16 protein-coding genes and 1 tRNA gene are annotated in these 17,663 nt (G+C 61.9%); 16 read left to right on the forward strand and 1 reads right to left on the reverse strand.

Annotation, left to right across the window (positions count from 1 at the left end; genetic code table 11):
- Positions 1-138 precede the first annotated feature (138 nt).
- From D0550_RS15005 to mgrA, 13 genes are all read left to right on the forward strand, one after another.
- Positions 139-834 carry a DUF885 domain-containing protein gene (locus tag D0550_RS15005; RefSeq protein WP_275129243.1) on the forward strand — a complete coding sequence of 232 codons (696 nt, stop codon included), beginning with the start codon at positions 139-141 and terminating at the stop codon, positions 832-834.
- Positions 831-2,117: a metal-dependent hydrolase family protein gene (locus D0550_RS15010; RefSeq protein ID WP_116810012.1), complete on the forward strand. Its 1,287-nt coding sequence runs from the start codon at positions 831-833 to the stop codon at positions 2,115-2,117. Before D0550_RS15005 ends, D0550_RS15010 begins: the two co-directional genes overlap by 4 nt.
- Before the next feature lie 3 nt (positions 2,118-2,120).
- Positions 2,121-3,239, forward strand: a complete 1,119-nt coding sequence (locus tag D0550_RS15015; RefSeq protein WP_116810013.1) for a dipeptidase — start codon at positions 2,121-2,123, stop codon at positions 3,237-3,239.
- A complete protein-coding gene (locus tag D0550_RS15020; protein ID WP_116810014.1) occupies positions 3,230-4,285 on the forward strand; it encodes an ABC transporter substrate-binding protein in 1,056 nt (351 codons plus the stop codon). The genes D0550_RS15015 and D0550_RS15020 overlap by 10 nt, the downstream gene beginning before the upstream one ends.
- Before the next feature lie 104 nt (positions 4,286-4,389).
- Positions 4,390-6,294, forward strand: coding sequence for a mechanosensitive ion channel family protein (locus D0550_RS15025; protein WP_116810015.1), 1,905 nt, complete (start codon positions 4,390-4,392; stop codon positions 6,292-6,294).
- 31 nt (positions 6,295-6,325) lie between these two features.
- On the forward strand, positions 6,326-6,514 hold the full coding sequence (locus D0550_RS15030) for a hypothetical protein (protein WP_116810016.1): 189 nt from the start codon (positions 6,326-6,328) through the stop codon (positions 6,512-6,514).
- Between the two features lie 61 nt (positions 6,515-6,575).
- On the forward strand, positions 6,576-7,610 hold the full coding sequence (locus D0550_RS15035) for a TIGR03557 family F420-dependent LLM class oxidoreductase (RefSeq protein WP_206606302.1): 1,035 nt from the start codon (positions 6,576-6,578) through the stop codon (positions 7,608-7,610).
- Positions 7,611-8,027: 417 nt separating this feature from the next.
- On the forward strand, positions 8,028-9,446 hold the full coding sequence (locus D0550_RS15040) for an FAD-binding oxidoreductase (RefSeq protein WP_116810032.1): 1,419 nt from the start codon (positions 8,028-8,030) through the stop codon (positions 9,444-9,446).
- A gap of 131 nt (positions 9,447-9,577) precedes the next feature.
- The gene (locus tag D0550_RS15045; RefSeq protein ID WP_116810017.1) at positions 9,578-11,392 is read left to right on the forward strand and encodes a bifunctional metallophosphatase/5'-nucleotidase; all 1,815 of its coding nucleotides are present in this window, start codon (positions 9,578-9,580) and stop codon (positions 11,390-11,392) included.
- Positions 11,392-11,664 carry a hypothetical protein gene (locus tag D0550_RS15050; RefSeq protein WP_116810018.1) on the forward strand — a complete coding sequence of 91 codons (273 nt, stop codon included), beginning with the start codon at positions 11,392-11,394 and terminating at the stop codon, positions 11,662-11,664. The genes D0550_RS15045 and D0550_RS15050 overlap by 1 nt, the downstream gene beginning before the upstream one ends.
- 242 nt (positions 11,665-11,906) lie before the next feature.
- Complete coding sequence (locus D0550_RS15055; protein WP_161965839.1) at positions 11,907-12,362, forward strand: Lrp/AsnC family transcriptional regulator; 456 nt, start codon at positions 11,907-11,909, stop codon at positions 12,360-12,362.
- Between the two features lie 36 nt (positions 12,363-12,398).
- Positions 12,399-12,683, forward strand: coding sequence for an Lrp/AsnC family transcriptional regulator (locus D0550_RS15060; protein ID WP_116810019.1), 285 nt, complete (start codon positions 12,399-12,401; stop codon positions 12,681-12,683).
- An 88-nt stretch (positions 12,684-12,771) separates the two neighbouring features.
- Positions 12,772-13,788, forward strand: coding sequence for an L-glyceraldehyde 3-phosphate reductase (gene mgrA, locus D0550_RS15065; RefSeq protein WP_116810034.1), 1,017 nt, complete (start codon positions 12,772-12,774; stop codon positions 13,786-13,788).
- A gap of 1 nt (position 13,789) precedes the next feature.
- Here mgrA and D0550_RS15070 read toward each other — a convergent pair whose 3' ends face one another.
- Complete coding sequence (locus D0550_RS15070) at positions 13,790-15,448, reverse strand: response regulator (RefSeq protein ID WP_116810035.1); 1,659 nt, start codon at positions 15,446-15,448, stop codon at positions 13,790-13,792.
- Positions 15,449-15,633: 185 nt separating this feature from the next.
- On the opposite strand from D0550_RS15070, the gene D0550_RS15075 reads away from it, so the two are divergent.
- From D0550_RS15075 to D0550_RS15085, 3 genes are all read left to right on the forward strand, one after another.
- A complete protein-coding gene (locus D0550_RS15075) occupies positions 15,634-15,873 on the forward strand; it encodes a hypothetical protein (RefSeq protein WP_116810020.1) in 240 nt (79 codons plus the stop codon).
- Positions 15,874-15,906: 33 nt separating this feature from the next.
- A tRNA-Arg gene (locus D0550_RS15080) sits at positions 15,907-15,982 on the forward strand.
- A 166-nt stretch (positions 15,983-16,148) separates the two neighbouring features.
- A complete protein-coding gene (locus D0550_RS15085; RefSeq protein ID WP_116810021.1) occupies positions 16,149-17,480 on the forward strand; it encodes a tyrosine-type recombinase/integrase in 1,332 nt (443 codons plus the stop codon).
- Positions 17,481-17,663: the final 183 nt, after the last annotated feature.

Here is a 17,663-nt window from a genome sequence, read left to right on the forward strand (position 1 = left end):
GGCTCGGAGATGTGTATAAGAGACAGGACCCGCGTTACTACTACGCCGACTCGGACGAGGGACGCGCGCAGTACCTGAAAGACACTGAGCGGCGTTACAAGTCGTGAAAAAAGCACGCCAGCACGAAATGGTCAGTCAGTGCCAAAGGCAGATGTGGTCGTGCGCGCAGTGGAACCCTGGCGCGAAAAGTCGGCGGCCAAGGCGTTTTATTCGAACCCCTCCGAGGACGGCACACGACCTGGCGTCTTCCATATCAATCTCTACGACATGAAGGCCGCGCCGCGCTATTTGCTGCCGGTGGTGCTGTATCACGAAGCCATTCCAGGGCATCACCTCGAAGTGGCGATCTCTTATGAGCTGGCGGGCTTGCCGCGATTCCGTAAGCTCAACTCGGTGGCGGCGTACAGCGAAGGTTGGGGCTTGTACGCCGAACGGCTAGCGGACGAGATGGGGTTGTATCGCGACCCGTATCAACAGTTCGGACGCTTGACGATGGAGCTGATGCGGGCGGTGCGGCTGGTCGTGGACACGGGCTTGCATGAGCTGCGCTGGACGCGCGAGCAAGCCGTCAGGTATCTGGATGAGAACATGCCGGGCTCGCATTACGACAATCAACGCGAGGTCGACCGCTATATCGTGTTGCCGGGGCAAGCGACTTCCTATGCGATCGGCATGCTCAAGATCGTCGAGCTGCGCGAGCGTGCGCAAAAGACACTCGGCGCGAAGTTCCAGCTGGCGCGGTTTCACGATGTCGTGTTGGGTAGCGGACCGTTGCCGCTGCCGATGCTGGAAGAAAACGTCGACGCCTGGATTCGCTCGGAGCGGGGGCGATGAGCCGCGTTTCGATATTTTTCTATGCCGCAGCGTTCTTCGCAGCGACTGCACTCGCCGACGTTTCCTATATCCACGCCGGCCGCGTGCTCGCCGATCCCGCCAACGGTCGTGTGCTGACGAATCAAACCATAGTGGTTCGCGACGGTCGCGTAGCGGAGCTGCGCGAGGGCTTTGTCGATGGGCCGGGTCGCGTTATCGATCTGCGTAAAAAATTCGTGCTGCCCGGTTTGATCGACAGCCACGTACACCTGTGTCATGAGAACGGTCCGCACGATCGAATGAATCGCGTCACGCTGACCGCCGCGGATTGGGCCATTCAAGGTGCTCGGTTCGCGGCCACGACGTTGCGAGCCGGCTTCACGACTGTCGCCAATCTCGGCGACGAGAACGATGCCATCTTCGCTCTGCGCGACGGCATCGAGCGCGGGGACGTTCCAGGTCCGCGGATCATCGCAGCGGGTCATGTGCTCAGCCCCCACGGGGGCGACGGGGACGTGCATGACTATCGTCCCGATGTGGAAGTGACGATTCGGCGCGAGAACCTTTGCTCCGGCGCTGACGATTGCCGTCGGTTGGTTCGCAACCAGATTCAACGAGGCGCGGACATCATCAAGATCGTCGCGACCGGCTCCGTGCTGGCCGACGTGGCACAAGGAGTTGGCTTGCAGTTCACGGATGCAGAGCTGCAGGCCATTGTCGAAACGGCCCACGGCATGGGGCGGCGCGTCACCGCACACGCGCACAGCACGGAAGGGGTGAACGCCGCGCTCCGGGCCGGCGTCGATTCAATCGAGCACGGCACGTTCCTCGATGCCGAGTCGATCGAGCTCTTCAAAGCAAACGGAGCGTATCTGGTGCCGACGTTACTGGCCGGTGCGACGGTGACGGAATGGGCCAACGATCCGAACGGCTTCCTGAGCGCACCCGCCAGAGCGAAAGCGCTCGACGTGGGCCCGAAGATGCTGGATGCGGGGCGCCGCGCTCACGCTGCTGGCCTGAAGATCGCCTTCGGTACCGACGCCAGCGTTGCCAGGCACGGGACCAATGCGCGTGAGTTCTCGCTGCTGGTCCAGGCCGGGCTCACACCGTTGCAGTCCATTCGTGCCGCGACGGTGGGGGCGGCGGATCATCTTGGGGTGTCACAACGAGTCGGCTCGCTCGCGCCGGGAAAGGCAGCTGACATCGTTGCCGTAGATGGCGATCCGTTGACTGCGATCGGCGAGCTCGAGCGGATCAGGTTCGTCATGAAAGGCGGCGTCGTTTATGTCGATCCCCGGAACTGAGCTATGTTGAGCCGACGCACATTCATTGCCGCAAGTACTGCGCTTGCCGCTCACCCGGGGGTGGCGAGCGAGCGGCATTCCTATACAACCAAAGATTACGAGCGCGCGATGGTCATAGACGCGCTTGGCGCGGTGAGCGATCCAGAACCGGATGCAGCCATCGAGACGGAGCCGTCGGCACGACTGCTGAAGGATCTGCGGGAGTCCGGCTTGACCGCGGTCAGTGTGACGTTGAGCGTAGGCAGCACCGGCGATCGGATGGCGAAAGCGATCCGTCGCATTGCCACGTTGAACGAGAAGATTGCCGCGGCACCGGATCTGCTGATGCGGATTCGTACGGCCGCCGACCTGACCAGGGCCAAGGACACGCGGCGCCTCGGACTCATCTACAACGTTCAGGACACATCGCTGCTCGAAAACGATCTGTCACGTGTAACCACGTTGCGCGCGATGGGTCTTCGAGTGATGCAGATGACCTATAACACCCGCAATCTGGTCGGAGATGGCTGTCTCGAGCGCGCCGACAGTGGCCTGAGCAATTTGGGGCGCGAGCTGGTCGCCGAGCTCGGGCGCACGCGAGTGGTGATGGATCTGAGTCACAGCGGTCGTGCCACCATCGCCGAAGCCATCCGCGAGGCTCGGATGCCGCCGGTCATCAGTCACACCGGCTGCCGCGATTTGCACGACCATCCCAGAAACGTGTACGACACCGAACTGCGCGCGCTCGCAGCGAAAGGCGGCGTCGCCGGCATTTACTTCATGCCGTTCCTGGTGCCGCGAGGCAATGCCAGCAAGGACGATCTGATCCGTCACATCGAGCACGCGGTCAACGTGTGTGGGGAAGATCACGTCGGCTTGGGGACGGACGGCAACGTGTCGGCCACCCTGATCGACGATGGATACCGCAAGTATCTGCGGGAGGAATATGAAAGTCGCGTTGCACAGGGCATCGCGGCTCCGGGGGAAGGGCCCGAGGTGCATCAGTTCATTCTGGACTACAACCATCCGCGCCGCTTCTTCACTCTGGCGCAGGATCTGGCCGCGCGCGGCTGGCCGGCTCGTCGTATCGACAAGTTACTCGGCGGCAACTTTGCGCGCGTCTATGCAGAGGTATGGGGTTGAGACATCGGGGCACACGCGCCGCCGCGTTGGGTGTTTTGTTCCTTTTAGCCGGATGCAACGCGGACGCGCCGGCCAAGCCGCTGACGGTCGTGGGCTGGGGCGGCAGCTCGCAGCGCGCCCATCGCGACGCCTACTGGACGTCCTTCGTCGTTCATACCGGCATTCAGCTGCACGAGGACACATGGCACGGCGGTATCGATGTACTGCGTGACAAGGCGCACGGCGATGTCGATTGGGACGTCGTGCAGGTCGAAGTGGAAGAGCTGTTGCTGGGCTGCAAGGAAGGTTTGTTTGAGCCGATCGACTGGCAGGCGCTGGGCGGACGCGACGCTTTCATCGAGCCTTCGGTGCAGGAGTGCGGCGTGGGGGCGATGGTCTGGTCGCAATTGTTCGGCTACGACGCCAGCCGCATGCCCAACGGGCCGCGCAACTGGGCGGATTTTTGGGATGTGAGCCGCTTTCCTGGCCGCCGCGGGCTGCGCCGGACGCCGAAGTACACATTGGAATTCGCTTTGATGGCCGACGGTGTCGCGCCCGCCGATGTTTATAAAGTGCTGCGCACCGAAGCAGGGGTGGACCGGGCCTTTCGGCAGCTCGACAAGATTGCGCCGCATGCCCTGTGGTGGACCTCGATCTCCCAGGTGCCGGAGCTGTTGAAGTCGGGTGAGGTGGCCATGTCGGTCACCAGTCCGGGGCGGCTGCTGGTGGCCAATCGCGAGGAGGGACGCAATTTCAAGGTGGTCTGGGACGGCAATATTTACGCTGTCGATTTCTGGGTGATCCTGAAGGGCAGCCGGCGTAAATCGCAGGCGCTGCGGCTCATCCAGTACATGAAGCAGCCGGAGCATGAGGCGCGCCTGGCGCATTTCATTCCGACCGGACTGTCCAACCGTCAGGCGATTGCCGGCCTGGAGCCGGCATTGCAAGTGGATACACCCTCCAATCCGAACAATCTGCAGCAGGCCGTCGAGCTGGATGCGCAGTTCTGGGTCGAGCACTACGGCGAACTTACCCGGCGCTTCGAGGCCTGGCTGGCGAACAAATAAATATAAATTAACGGCGATGTCGTCGATGGGCGACCCTCCTGGCGGCCGAGCCGCTCCTCTTATAGTCTCCCGCGGTCCGGGTCCGCGGACTCAAGAGACCGTTCATGCTCGCAAAAATCGCGCTGCTCACTGCGCTGGCGTTGCCGTTCGGTATTGCGGCAGCCGCCGAACAACCTCCGCCCCAGGCTGAGCAGCAGGCCGCTGCCGATCCCATCGCCCAGCGCGCCGTGATGACCGGCGAGCAGGTGGTGCAGATTCTGGACGAGACCGTCGATTGGTATCGCACGCTGGGCACGCAGCAACAGGCCGCGACCCAGCCCAGCGATCTGCTCATTCTCTATGCCAATCGTCAGACCGCCGACAAGGTCATGGCGCTGGCGTTCGAGATAGCGCGGGCGAATGCGGAGCTGATCAGCAGCGAAGCGAGCGCCCAGCAGGACCAGCAGGACGCCAGCTCGTCGGAAGCGCAGTCGCTGAATCGCATCAAGCAGAAGCTCGACGCGCAGCGTGCCGAGCTGCAAGGTGACATCGAAGGCGTGCGCCGACAGATCGCCGCAGCGTCGGGTAAGGCCAGGAGCGAGCTCCAGGCCAGGCTTTCGGTCCTGCAAGGCGAGCTGGAGCTCGTCAACGCGCGTCGCAACCTGTTCGCGAACATGAGTCAGTATGCGAACGAGACCGCGGGTGCGAATGCGCTCAAGGCGCACATCGATGCGATCGCTGCATCGATTCCGTCGGCGAGTGTCGCCCCCGCCGCGACGACGACCCCGAGCACGCCGGCCGCGGGTTCGACGTCAGTGACTGCTGCGGTGAGCACCTCCCTCAGTCAGTTCGGCATTTGGGATTTGACGGCGGCGGTGCTGCGTTTGTCGGCGAAAGCGCGCACCATCGAAACGGTCGATCGGCGCACCGAGGACTTGCAGGATGTCTTCAAGGAGATCCGCGAAAAGCCGCTGCAGCAGTTGCAGGCCTTGTCGGCGCGTGCCGACGCGCTGGCCGCTGAAGCGGAGACCAACAGCGCCAATTTGAAGGGCGTGCGCGATCAATACGACACCATCGCCTGGCTGTTCCAACAGACCTCATCCATCATCACGCCGCTGAGCAAGGCCGAAGTGCTGCTGACTCAGTATCGAAACAATCTCAACAACTGGCGAGAGGCCACGCATCGTCAGAATCGCGAGGCCTGGCGGGCGCTCGGCATTCGGCTGGCGATCTTTATCGGCTTGCTGATATTGGTGTTCACTGCGGCCGAGCTGTATCGGCGTGCGGTGTTCCGCTACGTGCAGGATGCACGCCGTCGCTCGCGCTTGCTGCTGCTGAGAAAGATTCTGCTGTGGGCGCTGGTCGTTGCCATCGCGGCTGCGACATTTGCAACCGAGCTGGGATCGCTGGCCACGTTCGCCGGCCTCATCACCGCCGGTCTGGCGGTGGCCATGCAGAGCGTGCTGATCTCCGTCGTCGGGTACTTCTTCCTCATCGGCAAGTACGGCATTCGCGTCGGCGATCGCGTACAGGTCGGCAATGTCACGGGCGAAGTGATCGATCTGGGTCTGGTCCGCTTGCACCTGATGGAGCTGAGCGGGCAGGACGGCGTAATGAGTCCGACGGGACGGGTCGTGGCCTTCGCGAACTCGATCGTCTTCCAGGCGTCGGGCGGATTGTTCAAACAAATCCCCGGCATCAACCTGGCCTGGCACGAGATCACGGTGCGGCTGCCGGCGGGTGCCGACGCCGCGGCGCTGAAAACAAAGCTGCTCGAGGCGGTCGGCGGCGTGCTCAAGGATTATCGTGACGACATCCTGCGGCAAACACTGGAAATCCAGCGCACGGCGCAGGTGCACGGCAACGCCGATGCACAGCCGGTGGTCCAACTGCGATTCTCCGCAGAGGGCGTCGATGCGATCGTGCGCTATCCCGTCGAGCTGCTGCATGCCGCCGAGATCGACGAACGAGTTTCGCGCGAAGTGCTGCTGGTGATTTCATCGGAACCCGCGACGGCTCCTGCTGCTTAACACCTGCGTCGATAGCAGTGAGGAGACGATCATGAGGACTCACACCAAACAGAGTCATACGACCCGCAAGACCAAGACGCCGGGCACGATGAAGGAAACGTTGTCGGCCAACGTCCGTCACCAGCAACAACGCTCGGAGGCGACGGCAAGTCCGCCCGAGGCGCAGCGTTCGCCGCATCAGCGAATCAAGGACGCAGACCGCAAGCGGAAGCCGCACTGACGCGGATCAATTGACGCGTCAGACGCGTTACGCCGCCAAACCCTGAAACGGGAGCGGTGCGATGGCGCGATCCGGTGGTGTGCAGTTCGGTTACAAACTGATGTCGGAAACCACCGGACCGCGCGAGTTGGTCCGCTACGCGCAGCTGGCAGAGGAGGCCGGCTTCGACTTCGTCGGCATCTCCGATCACTATCTGCCGTGGCTCGAATCCCACGGCCACTCACCTTTTGCCTGGAGCGTGCTCGGCGCGATCGCGGCGACCACCGAGCGCGTCGGCATAGCGACGGGGCTCACCTGTCCCATCATTCGTTATCACCCCGCCATCGTCGCGCAGGCCGCGGCGACGATTGGCGTCATGAGTGAAGGTCGGTTCACGTTGGCGCTGGGCGCGGGTGAGCGGCTGAACGAGCACGTCGTCGGTTATGGATGGCCGCCTGTGCGTCATCGACATGAGATGTTGCGCGAGGCGATCGAGATCATGCGTGGGTTGTGGGAGGGCGGATTGTTCTCGCACAGCGGCGAGTATTACGAAGTCGAGAGCGCGCGGATCTACGATCTGCCGGAGGAGCCGGTACCGATCGTCCTTGGCGTGAGTGGCAAGAAGTCGGCGACCATGGCCGGCGAGTTGGGTACAGGGATCATGGCGGTGCAGCCGGAGCCGAGTCTCATCAAGGATTGGAAGAGTGCGGGCGGCGGCGAGGGGGGCAAGTACATCGAGCTTTCATTTGCGTATGCGAGCAGTGAGAAGGAAGGACTGAAGATTGCGCATGAGTATTCGCGCTTCGGTGCGTTGGGGTGGGAAGTGCTCGCTGAGCTGCCAGGCGTGAAGAGTTTCGAAGGCGCGACGGAGCACATCAGGCCGGAGGATCTGAAGGACAGCATCCCACATGGGCCGGATCCGGAGCCTTATATCGAGCACATCAAGAAAGGGATCGATGCGGGGTACGATCATGTGGTGCTGCTGGGGGCGGGGCCGGATCAGGAGGGGTTCATTCGGTTCTTCGAGGAGACTCTGGCGCCGGAACTGCGGGGGCTCGGGGCGGGGTCGGGTAAGCCTGCTAAAGCTCCCCCGAAGAGCAAGTCGAAGAAAAAATAGGGGCGTTCAGCGCTTGTGGCTCGCAGCGCCAGGGTGGGGTGTCTCCTCCCGGCACCGCGACGCACGCCGCGCCTGCGCTGACGCGCGGCGCGTTGCTGTACATTGCGCTGCGCAGTCCTGCTCCGCGCAAGCCCAGGGTGTACATCCATGTACACCCGCTCGGCGGAGCGAAGCCGTGCTTCGCTGAAAACACCGCCGAGCCCCTGTAGCTGCTAATGGAAAAACGTCCATGTTTTATCCATTTGCCGGGAGGAGACACCCCACCCTGGCGCTGCCGATAGGGCCGTTGTGTGAGCCCAGCGTGCACATGGGAGGGGCACCCACCCTGACGCTGCCGATACGCCGTTGCGTTCGCCGGCCTTCCTCGAAGAGGAGGGGGTTTGCGGTATGATCTTGGCTCCTTTCGCGGAGAGTTCGATGGCGTCAAGTAGCGTGGCCGGGGCAGTGGTGGCAGGGCGGAAGCGGCCTCTGGTGCCGGCCGTGGCGGCTGCGTTGAGCGAGCGATTTGGCGATCGCTATGTCACCTCGGAAGCGGTGCGCGAGCATCATGGTCGTGATGAGTCTGCGTACGACATCACGCCGCCCGACGCCGTCGTCTTTGCACTCTCCACTGAAGACGTTTCTTTCACTCTCGCGCTGGCCAACCAATACAGCGTGCCTGTCATCGCGTACGGCGCGGGCTCCTCTCTCGAGGGTCATTTGCTCGCCGTGCAAGGGGGCATTTGTCTCGACCTCTCCCGCATGAACCACATTCTCGAAGTCGACGCGGCGGAAGGGGTTGCTGTGGTCGAGGCGGGAGTGACGCGTAAGCAGCTCAACGAGCATATTCGTCAGGAAGGCGTGTTCTTTTCCGTCGACCCTGGCGCCGATGCAACCATCGGCGGAATGATCGCCACGCGCGCCAGCGGAACGAATGCAGTCCGCTATGGGACGATGCGTGAGAATGTTTTGTCGCTCACGGCGGTGACTGCGACGGGTGAAGTGATTCACACCGGCACACGCGCTCGTAAATCTTCCGCGGGCTATGACCTGACGCATCTATTGGTCGGCAGCGAAGGCACGCTCGCTATCGTGACCCAGGCGGTGGTGAAGTTGCGGCCGGTGCCGGAGGCGTCGAGTGTGGCGGTGGGGCACTTTCCTGATGTGGATGCAGCGGTGCGCACCGCCAGTGAGATCATTCAATACGGCCTGCCGATCGCTCGATGTGAGCTGCTGGATGAGATGACCGTGAAGGCGGTCAATCGATACAGCAAGCTGAGCTTGCTCGAGCGGCCGATGTTGCTGATGGAATTCCATGGCAGCGAAACGTCGGTGGCCGAACAGACGGCGGTGGCGGAAGAGATTGCGAAACAAAATGGTGGCGAGGAGTTTCGCTGGACCAAGCTGCCGGAGGAGCGCACCAAGCTTTGGAGTGCGCGACACAATGCATATTTCGCGACGTTGCAGTTGCGGCCGGGTTGTCGCGTGTTCTCGACGGATGCCTGCGTGCCGATTTCAAAGCTGGCGCAGTGTATTGCCGAGACCAGGGCGGATTTGTCGGCCAACGGGTTGATGGCGACGGTGCTCGGTCACGTGGGCGATGGGAATTTCCATGTGTCCATGGTGATCGATCCCACCAGTCAGCAGGAATGGGAGGCCAGCGAGCTGTTCAACGAAAGGCTGGTGCATCGAGCTATCGCGATGGGCGGCACGTGCACGGGAGAGCACGGCGTCGGGTTGCACAAGAAGCGCTTTCTGGAAGCGGAGCATGGCAAGCCGGCGGTGGATGTCATGCGGGCGCTGAAGCGCACGATGGATCCGAACAATATTTTGAATCCCGGCAAAATCTTCGATTAGCACGCTGAAAAAGTAGCCCGCGTTGCCGGCCGGCGACGTGCCGCCACAATCCTGCAATCTTCTCGCGACGATTCTGTAAAACGCCCGCTGCATAGTGCATGGCCATCATGCGCTGTTGCAGAGGAGTTGCCATGCGTTTGCAGTCCGTGTTGCTGTCCGCCGCGGTCGCGGCGACATTCTCAGTTGCTGCTCATTCGCACGATCAGGCTTTCCACTCCAACGAGCAGGACAAATTCGAGGAGCGTCTCGAAGGTGCCGGGGCTCGCAACAAGGCTTCGCAACGGCTGACGTGGCGTGATTCCCGCTGGAAACACGATCCGGTCGTCAACATCAAGCTGCTCGGTATCAACGACTTCCACGGCCAGCTGTCACCGCGCGCGGTCGGTACGCGTCCAGCCGGTGGTGCGGCGGTGCTTACTTCCTATCTGCGTGCAGCGTCGGCGTCCGCCAAGGACGGTGCGATCATCGTTCATGCGGGCGATCACGTCGGCGCATCGCCGCCGAATTCGGCGTTGCTCCAGGACGAGCCGGCGATCAGCGTGCTGAATGAGCTGGCGAACAAGCACTGCCAACCGGTGCGTCTGTTCCGCAAGCTGCCGTATGAGTTGCAGGCCTACACGCAGCCTCGTTGCAACATCGTCGGTACCTTCGGCAATCATGAATTCGATGAAGGCATCGGCGAGGCGTTGCGTCTGGTTTATGGCGGCAATCACGAAGACGGTCCGTTCCTCCAGAAGCGCTGGCAGGGGGCGCAGTTCCCCTATATCACTGCCAATGTCATAGACCAGTCGACCGGTCGCTCGGTGCTGCCGCCTTACACCATCAAAGTCGTGGACGGCGTTGCCATCGGCTTCATCGGCGCGGTGTTGAAGGAAACGCCGACCATCGTGACGCCGACCGGCGTGGCCGGCCTGCAGTTCATCGATGAAGCGACCGCCATCAACGCCTCGGTGAAACAGCTGAAGCGGCAGGGCGTGAAGACCATCATCGTGACCATCCATCAGGGCACCGGCCAGACCAGCTACACCGGTCCGACCGATCCGGATGTGCTGCCGCCGAGCGGTCCGATTGCAGACATCGTCAAGCGTCTGGATAGCGAAGTGGACGTCGTGGTTTCCGGGCACGCACACGGCTTCACCAACGCGCTGGTGCCGAACAGCCAGGGCAAGCAGATCCTGCTGACGCAGGCGTTCTCGGCCAGCACAGCGTACGGCGATATCGATCTCGCGATCAGTCGCAAGAGCGCCGATGTGGTGGAGAAGTCCGCGGTCATCGTTACCACGTGGGGCGACGAAGGCCCGGGCCTGGTGCCCGATGTGAAAGTGGCCGAGCTCGTGGCTAAGGCCGATGAGCGCGTCGCGCCATTGGTAAATCGCGTCGTCGGTAACGTGACCACTGCGTTGACCCGCACTGAAAACAATGCAGGCGAATCGTCGCTCGGCAACTTGATTGCCGACGCGCAGCGTGTGACGACGGATGCTGAGTTTGCCTTCATGAACCCGGGCGGCATTCGGGCCGATCTGGATGCGGGCGAGGTGACCTGGGGCGACCTGTTCACCATTCAGCCGTTTGGCAACGACCTGGTTTCAATGGATCTCACCGGAGCACAGATCAAGACGCTGCTGGAGCAGCAGTGGCAGGGCCAGACATTCCCTCGCATCCTGAAACCTTCGGGATTGACATACATCTGGGACAACGCCCGCCCGGTCGGCGAGCGCGTGACGCAGATTCTCAAGGCCGACAGCACGCCACTGGATCCGGCCGCGATCTATCGCGTGACGGTCAATAGTTTCATGGCCGCAGGCGGCGATGGTTTCGTAGTGCTGCCGCAGGGTACCAACCGGGTCGTCGGCCCGGTCGATCTGAATGCGCTGGTCGAGTACGTGGAATCGTTGCCCCAGCCATTCAGTGTTGCCATCGAAGGCCGCATCGTCCGCAGCAACTAATGGTCCGATCCAGGAAGGCCGCGAAAAAGAAGAACGTCGGCGAGCTGCAGCGGCGCGCCTTGGATGCACGCAAGCGGGCCGAGTCCGCTAAAAAGGAAGCGCGCGATGCGAAGCTCCGTGCTCGCGAAGCACGCCGCATCTTCAAGGAAGCGAAGAAGGTCGCGAAAAAAGCCCGTGCCGAGCTGGAAGGCCTGAGCAGGAAGTTGAAGAAACTGCTCGGCGCCGATGATGCGGCTATCAATACGTCGAAGCGGCGCAAGCGCCCGCTGTAGCTGCAGGACCGACTCGTCGCTCGGTCAGTTCGATGCGCTTCGGGCGTGACGAAGCAGCGAAGAGGCGACATTCAACCGACGCAACGTGACGTCACCGTTGCGGCGTCATTTCAAGCTCGCACCTGCCACCCGGCAGCTCGAACTCCCCACGACCGTGGGGTAGGGAATCGTCGGCTGCGCTTGCCAAGGCCCGAAAAGAACGATAGTAGTACCAATAACCCAATTCCAAGGAAAATGTCCCGATGCTGGACAAGACCGAGACCACTATCCTGAAGTTGCTCGAAGACGACGGACGCCTTTCGTACGCCGAACTGGCCGAGAAGGTCGGTTTGTCGAAGAGTCCGTGCTGGTCGCGAGTGCGGGAGTTGGAGCGTCAGGGCGTCATCCGGCGTTATCGGGCGGAGATCGATGCAGCGGCGGTCGGGTTGGACTTACATGCCTTCGTGCAAGTGACCATCAACTCCGCGCGGCACACCGACTTCGAGGCGGCGGTGAATCGGCATCCTTCGGTGCTGGAGTGTTTTACGACGGCGGGGCAGGCGGACTACCTGCTACACGTTCTGGTACGAGGCATCGGTGAATTGGATGAGTTGCTCCGCGCGCAGATCTCGCGTCTGCCGGGTGTACAGAAGGTGGAAACGACGGTCTGCATGAAGACCATCAAGCACCGCGGTTCGGTGATGGCCTGTCTGCGATGACGGGCAGTTGAGTTACGAAGATTTCAGGAGAGCGATATGGTCGGCGGCGTCAGTGCAGTGGTCCTCATCAAGGCCGAAACATCCAGTGTCAACGAGCTTGCACAACAGCTGGTGGAGCTCAAAGGCGTCGCCGAAGTGTTCTCGGTGGCAGGTCAGTACGATCTGGTCGCCATCGTGCGCGTCAATGAAAACGAGCAATTGGCCGAGGTGGTCAGCGACAAGATGCGCAAGCTGCCCGGTGTGGTGTTGACCGAGACGATGATCGCGTTTCGTGTGTTCACGAAAGCGGCGGTCGAAGGAATGTTCGACTTGGGCAGCTGACCACAGGGTTCATTCAGCTGGCTAAAGGGTGTGATCGTTCCTTCCGCGCCGGCGTCTCAACTCTCCAATATTTGCTACGATGGCGGGCATGACACAGCCCGCCGCCGCTTACGTCGCAGCTAGCGATCGATATGATCGATTCTCGTATCGCCCGGTCGGCCGCAGCGGCCTGAAGCTGCCGCCGCTGTCCCTCGGGCTATGGCACAACTTTGGAGACAACACGCCAATCGAGCGACAGCGCGAGATTCTGCGCGCCTCGTTCGACCTCGGTATCACGCACTTCGATCTCGCCAATAACTACGGCACGCCGTATGGAAGCGCCGAGACCAACTTCGGCCGCCTCTTCAAGGAAGATTTGCAGCCGTATCGCGATGAGTTGATCGTTTCGACCAAGGCCGGCTGGGACATGTGGCCGGGGCCGTACGGGCAGGGCGGTGGCTCACGTAAGTATGTGCTCGCCAGTCTCGATCAGAGCCTGCGACGCATGGGGCTCGACTACGTCGATATCTTTTATTCGCATCGTTTCGATCCCGAGACTCCGCTGGAAGAAACCGCATCGGCACTGGCTACGGCCGTTCAGCAGGGCAAAGCGCTGTACGTCGGCATCTCCGCTTACTCGCCCGAGCAGACGCTGGAGATGGCAGCGATATTGCGCCGGTGGCATATCCCGATGTTGATTCACCAGCCCTCGTACAGCATCTTCAAACGAGACATCGAGGCGGGGCTGTTCGACGCGGTCGAGAAAATCGGCGCCGGCATGATCGGATTCTCACCGCTCGCTCAGGGCTTGCTGACGAACCGTTATCTGCAGGGTATTCCGGCGGATTCGCGCGTCGGGCGTGGCACTCGCTTCCTGCGGCCGGAGCAGGTTTCCGAGGTGGTCGTCAGAAAGGCCGCGGCGCTCAATGAAATCGCTCAGGCGCGCGGCCAGACGCTCGCTCAACTCGCGATTGCGTGGGTGCTGCGTGACCCGCGCATGACTTCGACGATCATCGGTGCCAGCAGCGCGGCACAGGTGCGCGAGAACCTCGGCGCGTTGAATCAGCTGAGCTTCAGCAGCGAGGAGCTGGCGGCTATCGATCGCATCGCGCCCGGCCCGGTGTGATTCATTTCTGATCCAGCACCTGGCGAACCTTGGTCGCGAGCTGCTGGATCGTGAACGGCTTGGGTAGGAACGAGACATCGCGGTCGAGCATGCCGTTGTGAATGACGGCATTGCGTGTGTAACCAGTGGTGTAGAGCACTTTGACGCCCGGTCGCAGCTCGCGAACGCGATCGGAGAGCTGCTTGCCGTTCATATCGGGCATCACGACATCGGTGAATAGCAGATCGAAGGCGCCCGCGGTATCCAGCATCGCGAGGGCCTGCTTGGCGTCGCTCGCCTGCAGCACCGTGTAGCCCAAGTCACGCAGCAGCTGCACTGACATCTCGCGTACGCGGTCCTCGTCCTCGACCACGAGAATCACTTCGGATGGTGCGCCCTCGAGCGGGCGGCCCGCAGGCAGCACCTGCTGAATCGACTCATCGTCACCGATGTAGCGGGGCAGGTAGAGCTTGACCGTCGTGCCTTGACCCACTTCCGAGTAGATCTTCACGTGTCCGCCGGACTGTTTCGCGAAGCCATACACCTGCGACAAGCCGAGGCCCGTGCCCTGGCCGGGCTTCTTGGTCGTGAAGAACGGATCGAAAGCCCGCGACAGGATCTCAGCACTCATTCCTGTGCCCGTATCGGTCACCGCGATGGCCACGTACTGACCAGGGCGCACTTCGGCATGCGTCGCGGCGTAGACGTCGTCGAGATGCGCATTCATCGTCTCCAACGTGATCTTGCCGCCATCGGCCATGGCGTCGCGGCCGTTTACGCACAGATTGAGGATGGCGCTCTCGAGTTGCGGCGGATCCGCAAACATGCGCCACAGGCCGCCAGCGAGCACCGTTTCCATGCGCACGTTGCCGCCGAGCGTTCGCGTGAGCAGCTCCGACATGCCACTCACTAATTTGTTGGCATCGAGCGCCCGGGGATCGAGGGGCTGCTGTCGCGAGAACGCCAGCAGTCGCGCCGTCAGCTCGGCGGCTCGGGTCGCACCTTCCATCGCATGGTCGATGGATTTCGACGCTTTGGCCGGATCGCGCTGGAAGTATTTCTTCGCCATGTCGAGCGAGCCGACGATGATGGCGAGCATGTTGTTGAAGTCGTGCGCGATGCCGCCCGTGAGCTGGCCGACGGCTTCCATTTTCTGCATCTGTCTGACGAGCGCTTCGGCGGCCGCTCGCGATGCCGCCGCGTCACGCAGCTTCCGATTCGCAGCCTCCAGCTCGGCAGTACGCTCGGCGACGCGGCTCTCGAGCAGATCGTTCAGCTGCTGTCGCAGTCGATCGTCCTGTGCATACTCGGCAAAGCCGCGATGCATGGCCGCGGTCAGCACCAGAATCACGCTGACTAGGGCGGCATAGAACCCCATGCCGATCCAGTTCGACAGGCCTTCGCCGGACAGGGACCAGTGTGGGGGCAGCAGAAAAAATCCGGAGATGCCCGCGCCCAGCACGGCGGCCAGCGCGCCGGCCCGCCACCCGAAAACGAAAGCGGTGAGCACGATGGCGACGAAGAACGTAATGAACGGAAAACCTTCCAGCACGCCACTGAGCAGCACCCGCACATACATGGCGCCGACGCTGGTCAGTAGAGCAAAGGCATAACCGAGCCAGGTGTGCTCGCGCAGGAATTGCGTGGCTTCGTACCACTTGCGGATGCGTCTAACGAGCATGAGTTCGACTGGGGAGCGGGCTCGGCCGGCAAACACGCAATCTAGCAAAGCACGTGCTTTCCCGACAGCGTGCCTGCCGCTGCGGCGGAACTCGACGCTGGCCACGACGATTGCCCAGAGCGATGACCGCCGACTCGTCGAGTCGACCGCGGTCCCTGTCAAATCCGCTCGATCCGAGGCTTTCAATGGATGTGTTGTCGCTGCTGCAATGGCCCGCCATGGTCGTCACCCTGACCGCCGCCTGGCTGGTCGCCTCCCAATCCCGAACCCGCCGCAACTGGGGTTTCTGGACCTTCATCGCCAGCAACGTGCTGTGGATTCTCTGGGGCTGGCACGAGGACGCCATCGCTCTGATCGTGCTGCAGGTCGGCCTGTTCGTCCTGAACCTGCGCGGGGCCAAGAAGAATGACCCGGCGGAGGCGTGAATGCGGCGTCAAGCTGCTAGAATGCCGCCCGTTGCCCCCGTAGCTCAGTGGATAGAGCGACCGCCTCCTAAGCGGTAGGTCGCAGGTTCAACTCCTGCCGGGGGCACCAGTCCTGCCTCCGAAGCCATCCGAGGCCGACTGAAAGAACCAGAAAAACCCTAGAAATCCGCCGAAATTCCCGCTGCTGAGATCTGCAGCCATCCGTTGACAGCATAGCACCCTCGGGGGTATCAGTGGGGGTACCTGCCAAAAAATGGCTCCAGGTACCCCCACGCATGGCAATCAACACTCTGACCGATTCAGCCATCAAGGCGGTCAAGGTTTCGGACAAGCCGGTGAAGCTGTTCGATGGTGCTGGATTGTTCGTTTTGGTGAAGCCGACGGGTGCGAAGTACTGGCGTCTGAAGTATCGGCATGGTGGGCTCGAGAAGACGCTCGCCCTCGGCGTCTATCCTGAAGTCTCGTTGAAGCGTGCTCGCGAGAAGCGCGACGAGGCGCGGCAGTTGCTCGATCGGCAGATAGATCCGAGCTCACTTCGCAAGGCTCATAAGCAAGCGAACAAGGTTGCCAAGGAGAACACGTTCGCTGCGGTGGCTGAGGAGTGGTTTGCTCACTATCGCGAGCAAAGGGATCAGGGGCAGAGGGCGCTGTCGCGAGCGACGATCGTCAAGACTCAGTGGCTGTTGAACCTGGCCGAGTATCGGGCGAAGGACAACAAGGGCGATGCACCCCATCCGCTACGAGCGATTAGCGATCGGGCGATTCAAACTGTCACGAAGGACGATATTGCGTCGGTCCTCAATACCCTGAAGCGGAGAGGCAAGATCGAGACCGCACATCGCATGCTCGATCGACTGGAGCGGGTCTTTCGCTATGCCGTGGGCACCGGGCGAACGCAGATCAATTCCGCTGCAGCGTTTCGAGATAGCGCGGATCCTCGGGATAAGCTGCCGCCGTTGAATGTGAAGAATCATGCAGCGATCACCGAGCCGCGTCGCGTGGGCGAGCTGTTGCGAGCTATCGACAGCTACAGCGGACAACCGGTGACGGAAGCTGCGATGAAATTGGCGCCGTATCTTTTTGTTCGCCCCGGCGAACTGCGTGCAGCCGATTGGTCTGAATTTGACCTGACTGCTGACGAGCCCACATGGCGCATTCCTGCCGAGCGAACCAAAACTCGCCGTGAGCACGTCGTGCCGCTTGCGTCGCAGGTTGTCTCAATACTCGGCGAGCTTCATGCGCTGACCGGCCCCGGGGGACTGGTATTTCCGTCGCTCACAAACTCCACGCGGCCATTGTCCGAGAACGCAATTACCGCAGCTCTGCGTCGTATGGGGTACTCCGGCCAGGAAATGACATGGCATGGGTTCCGCACGATCGCGAGCACCTTATTGCGCGAGTTGGGATGGGACGACGAGTTGATCGAGCGCCAGCTCGGGCACGACGTCGGCAACGATGTGAAGCGCGCCTACGATAAGTCGAAGCGGCTCCCCGATCGCCGCAAAATGATGCAGGCGTGGGCTGATTATCTTGATGGACTGCGTGCCGGCAGCAAAGCGCCGCCGAGTCGTCTGCGAGCTGCCCCCGCCAAGAGAACTTTGCGGTAGACCTTCCGCCATGAAGCCGCAGCGGCGATTTCATCCTAGGTTGCGCAAGTTCTTGGGGCATCACGCTCGCCAGCGACGACCGCTCTGCCGAGTTTGGCGACAATCGCGCCACCTTATGCCTAGAATAGCGACAAGAACGCCGCCTTGTGTCTAAAATAGCGACAAAATGGCAATCTTACCCCT

The organism is Steroidobacter cummioxidans (genome assembly GCF_003104955.1).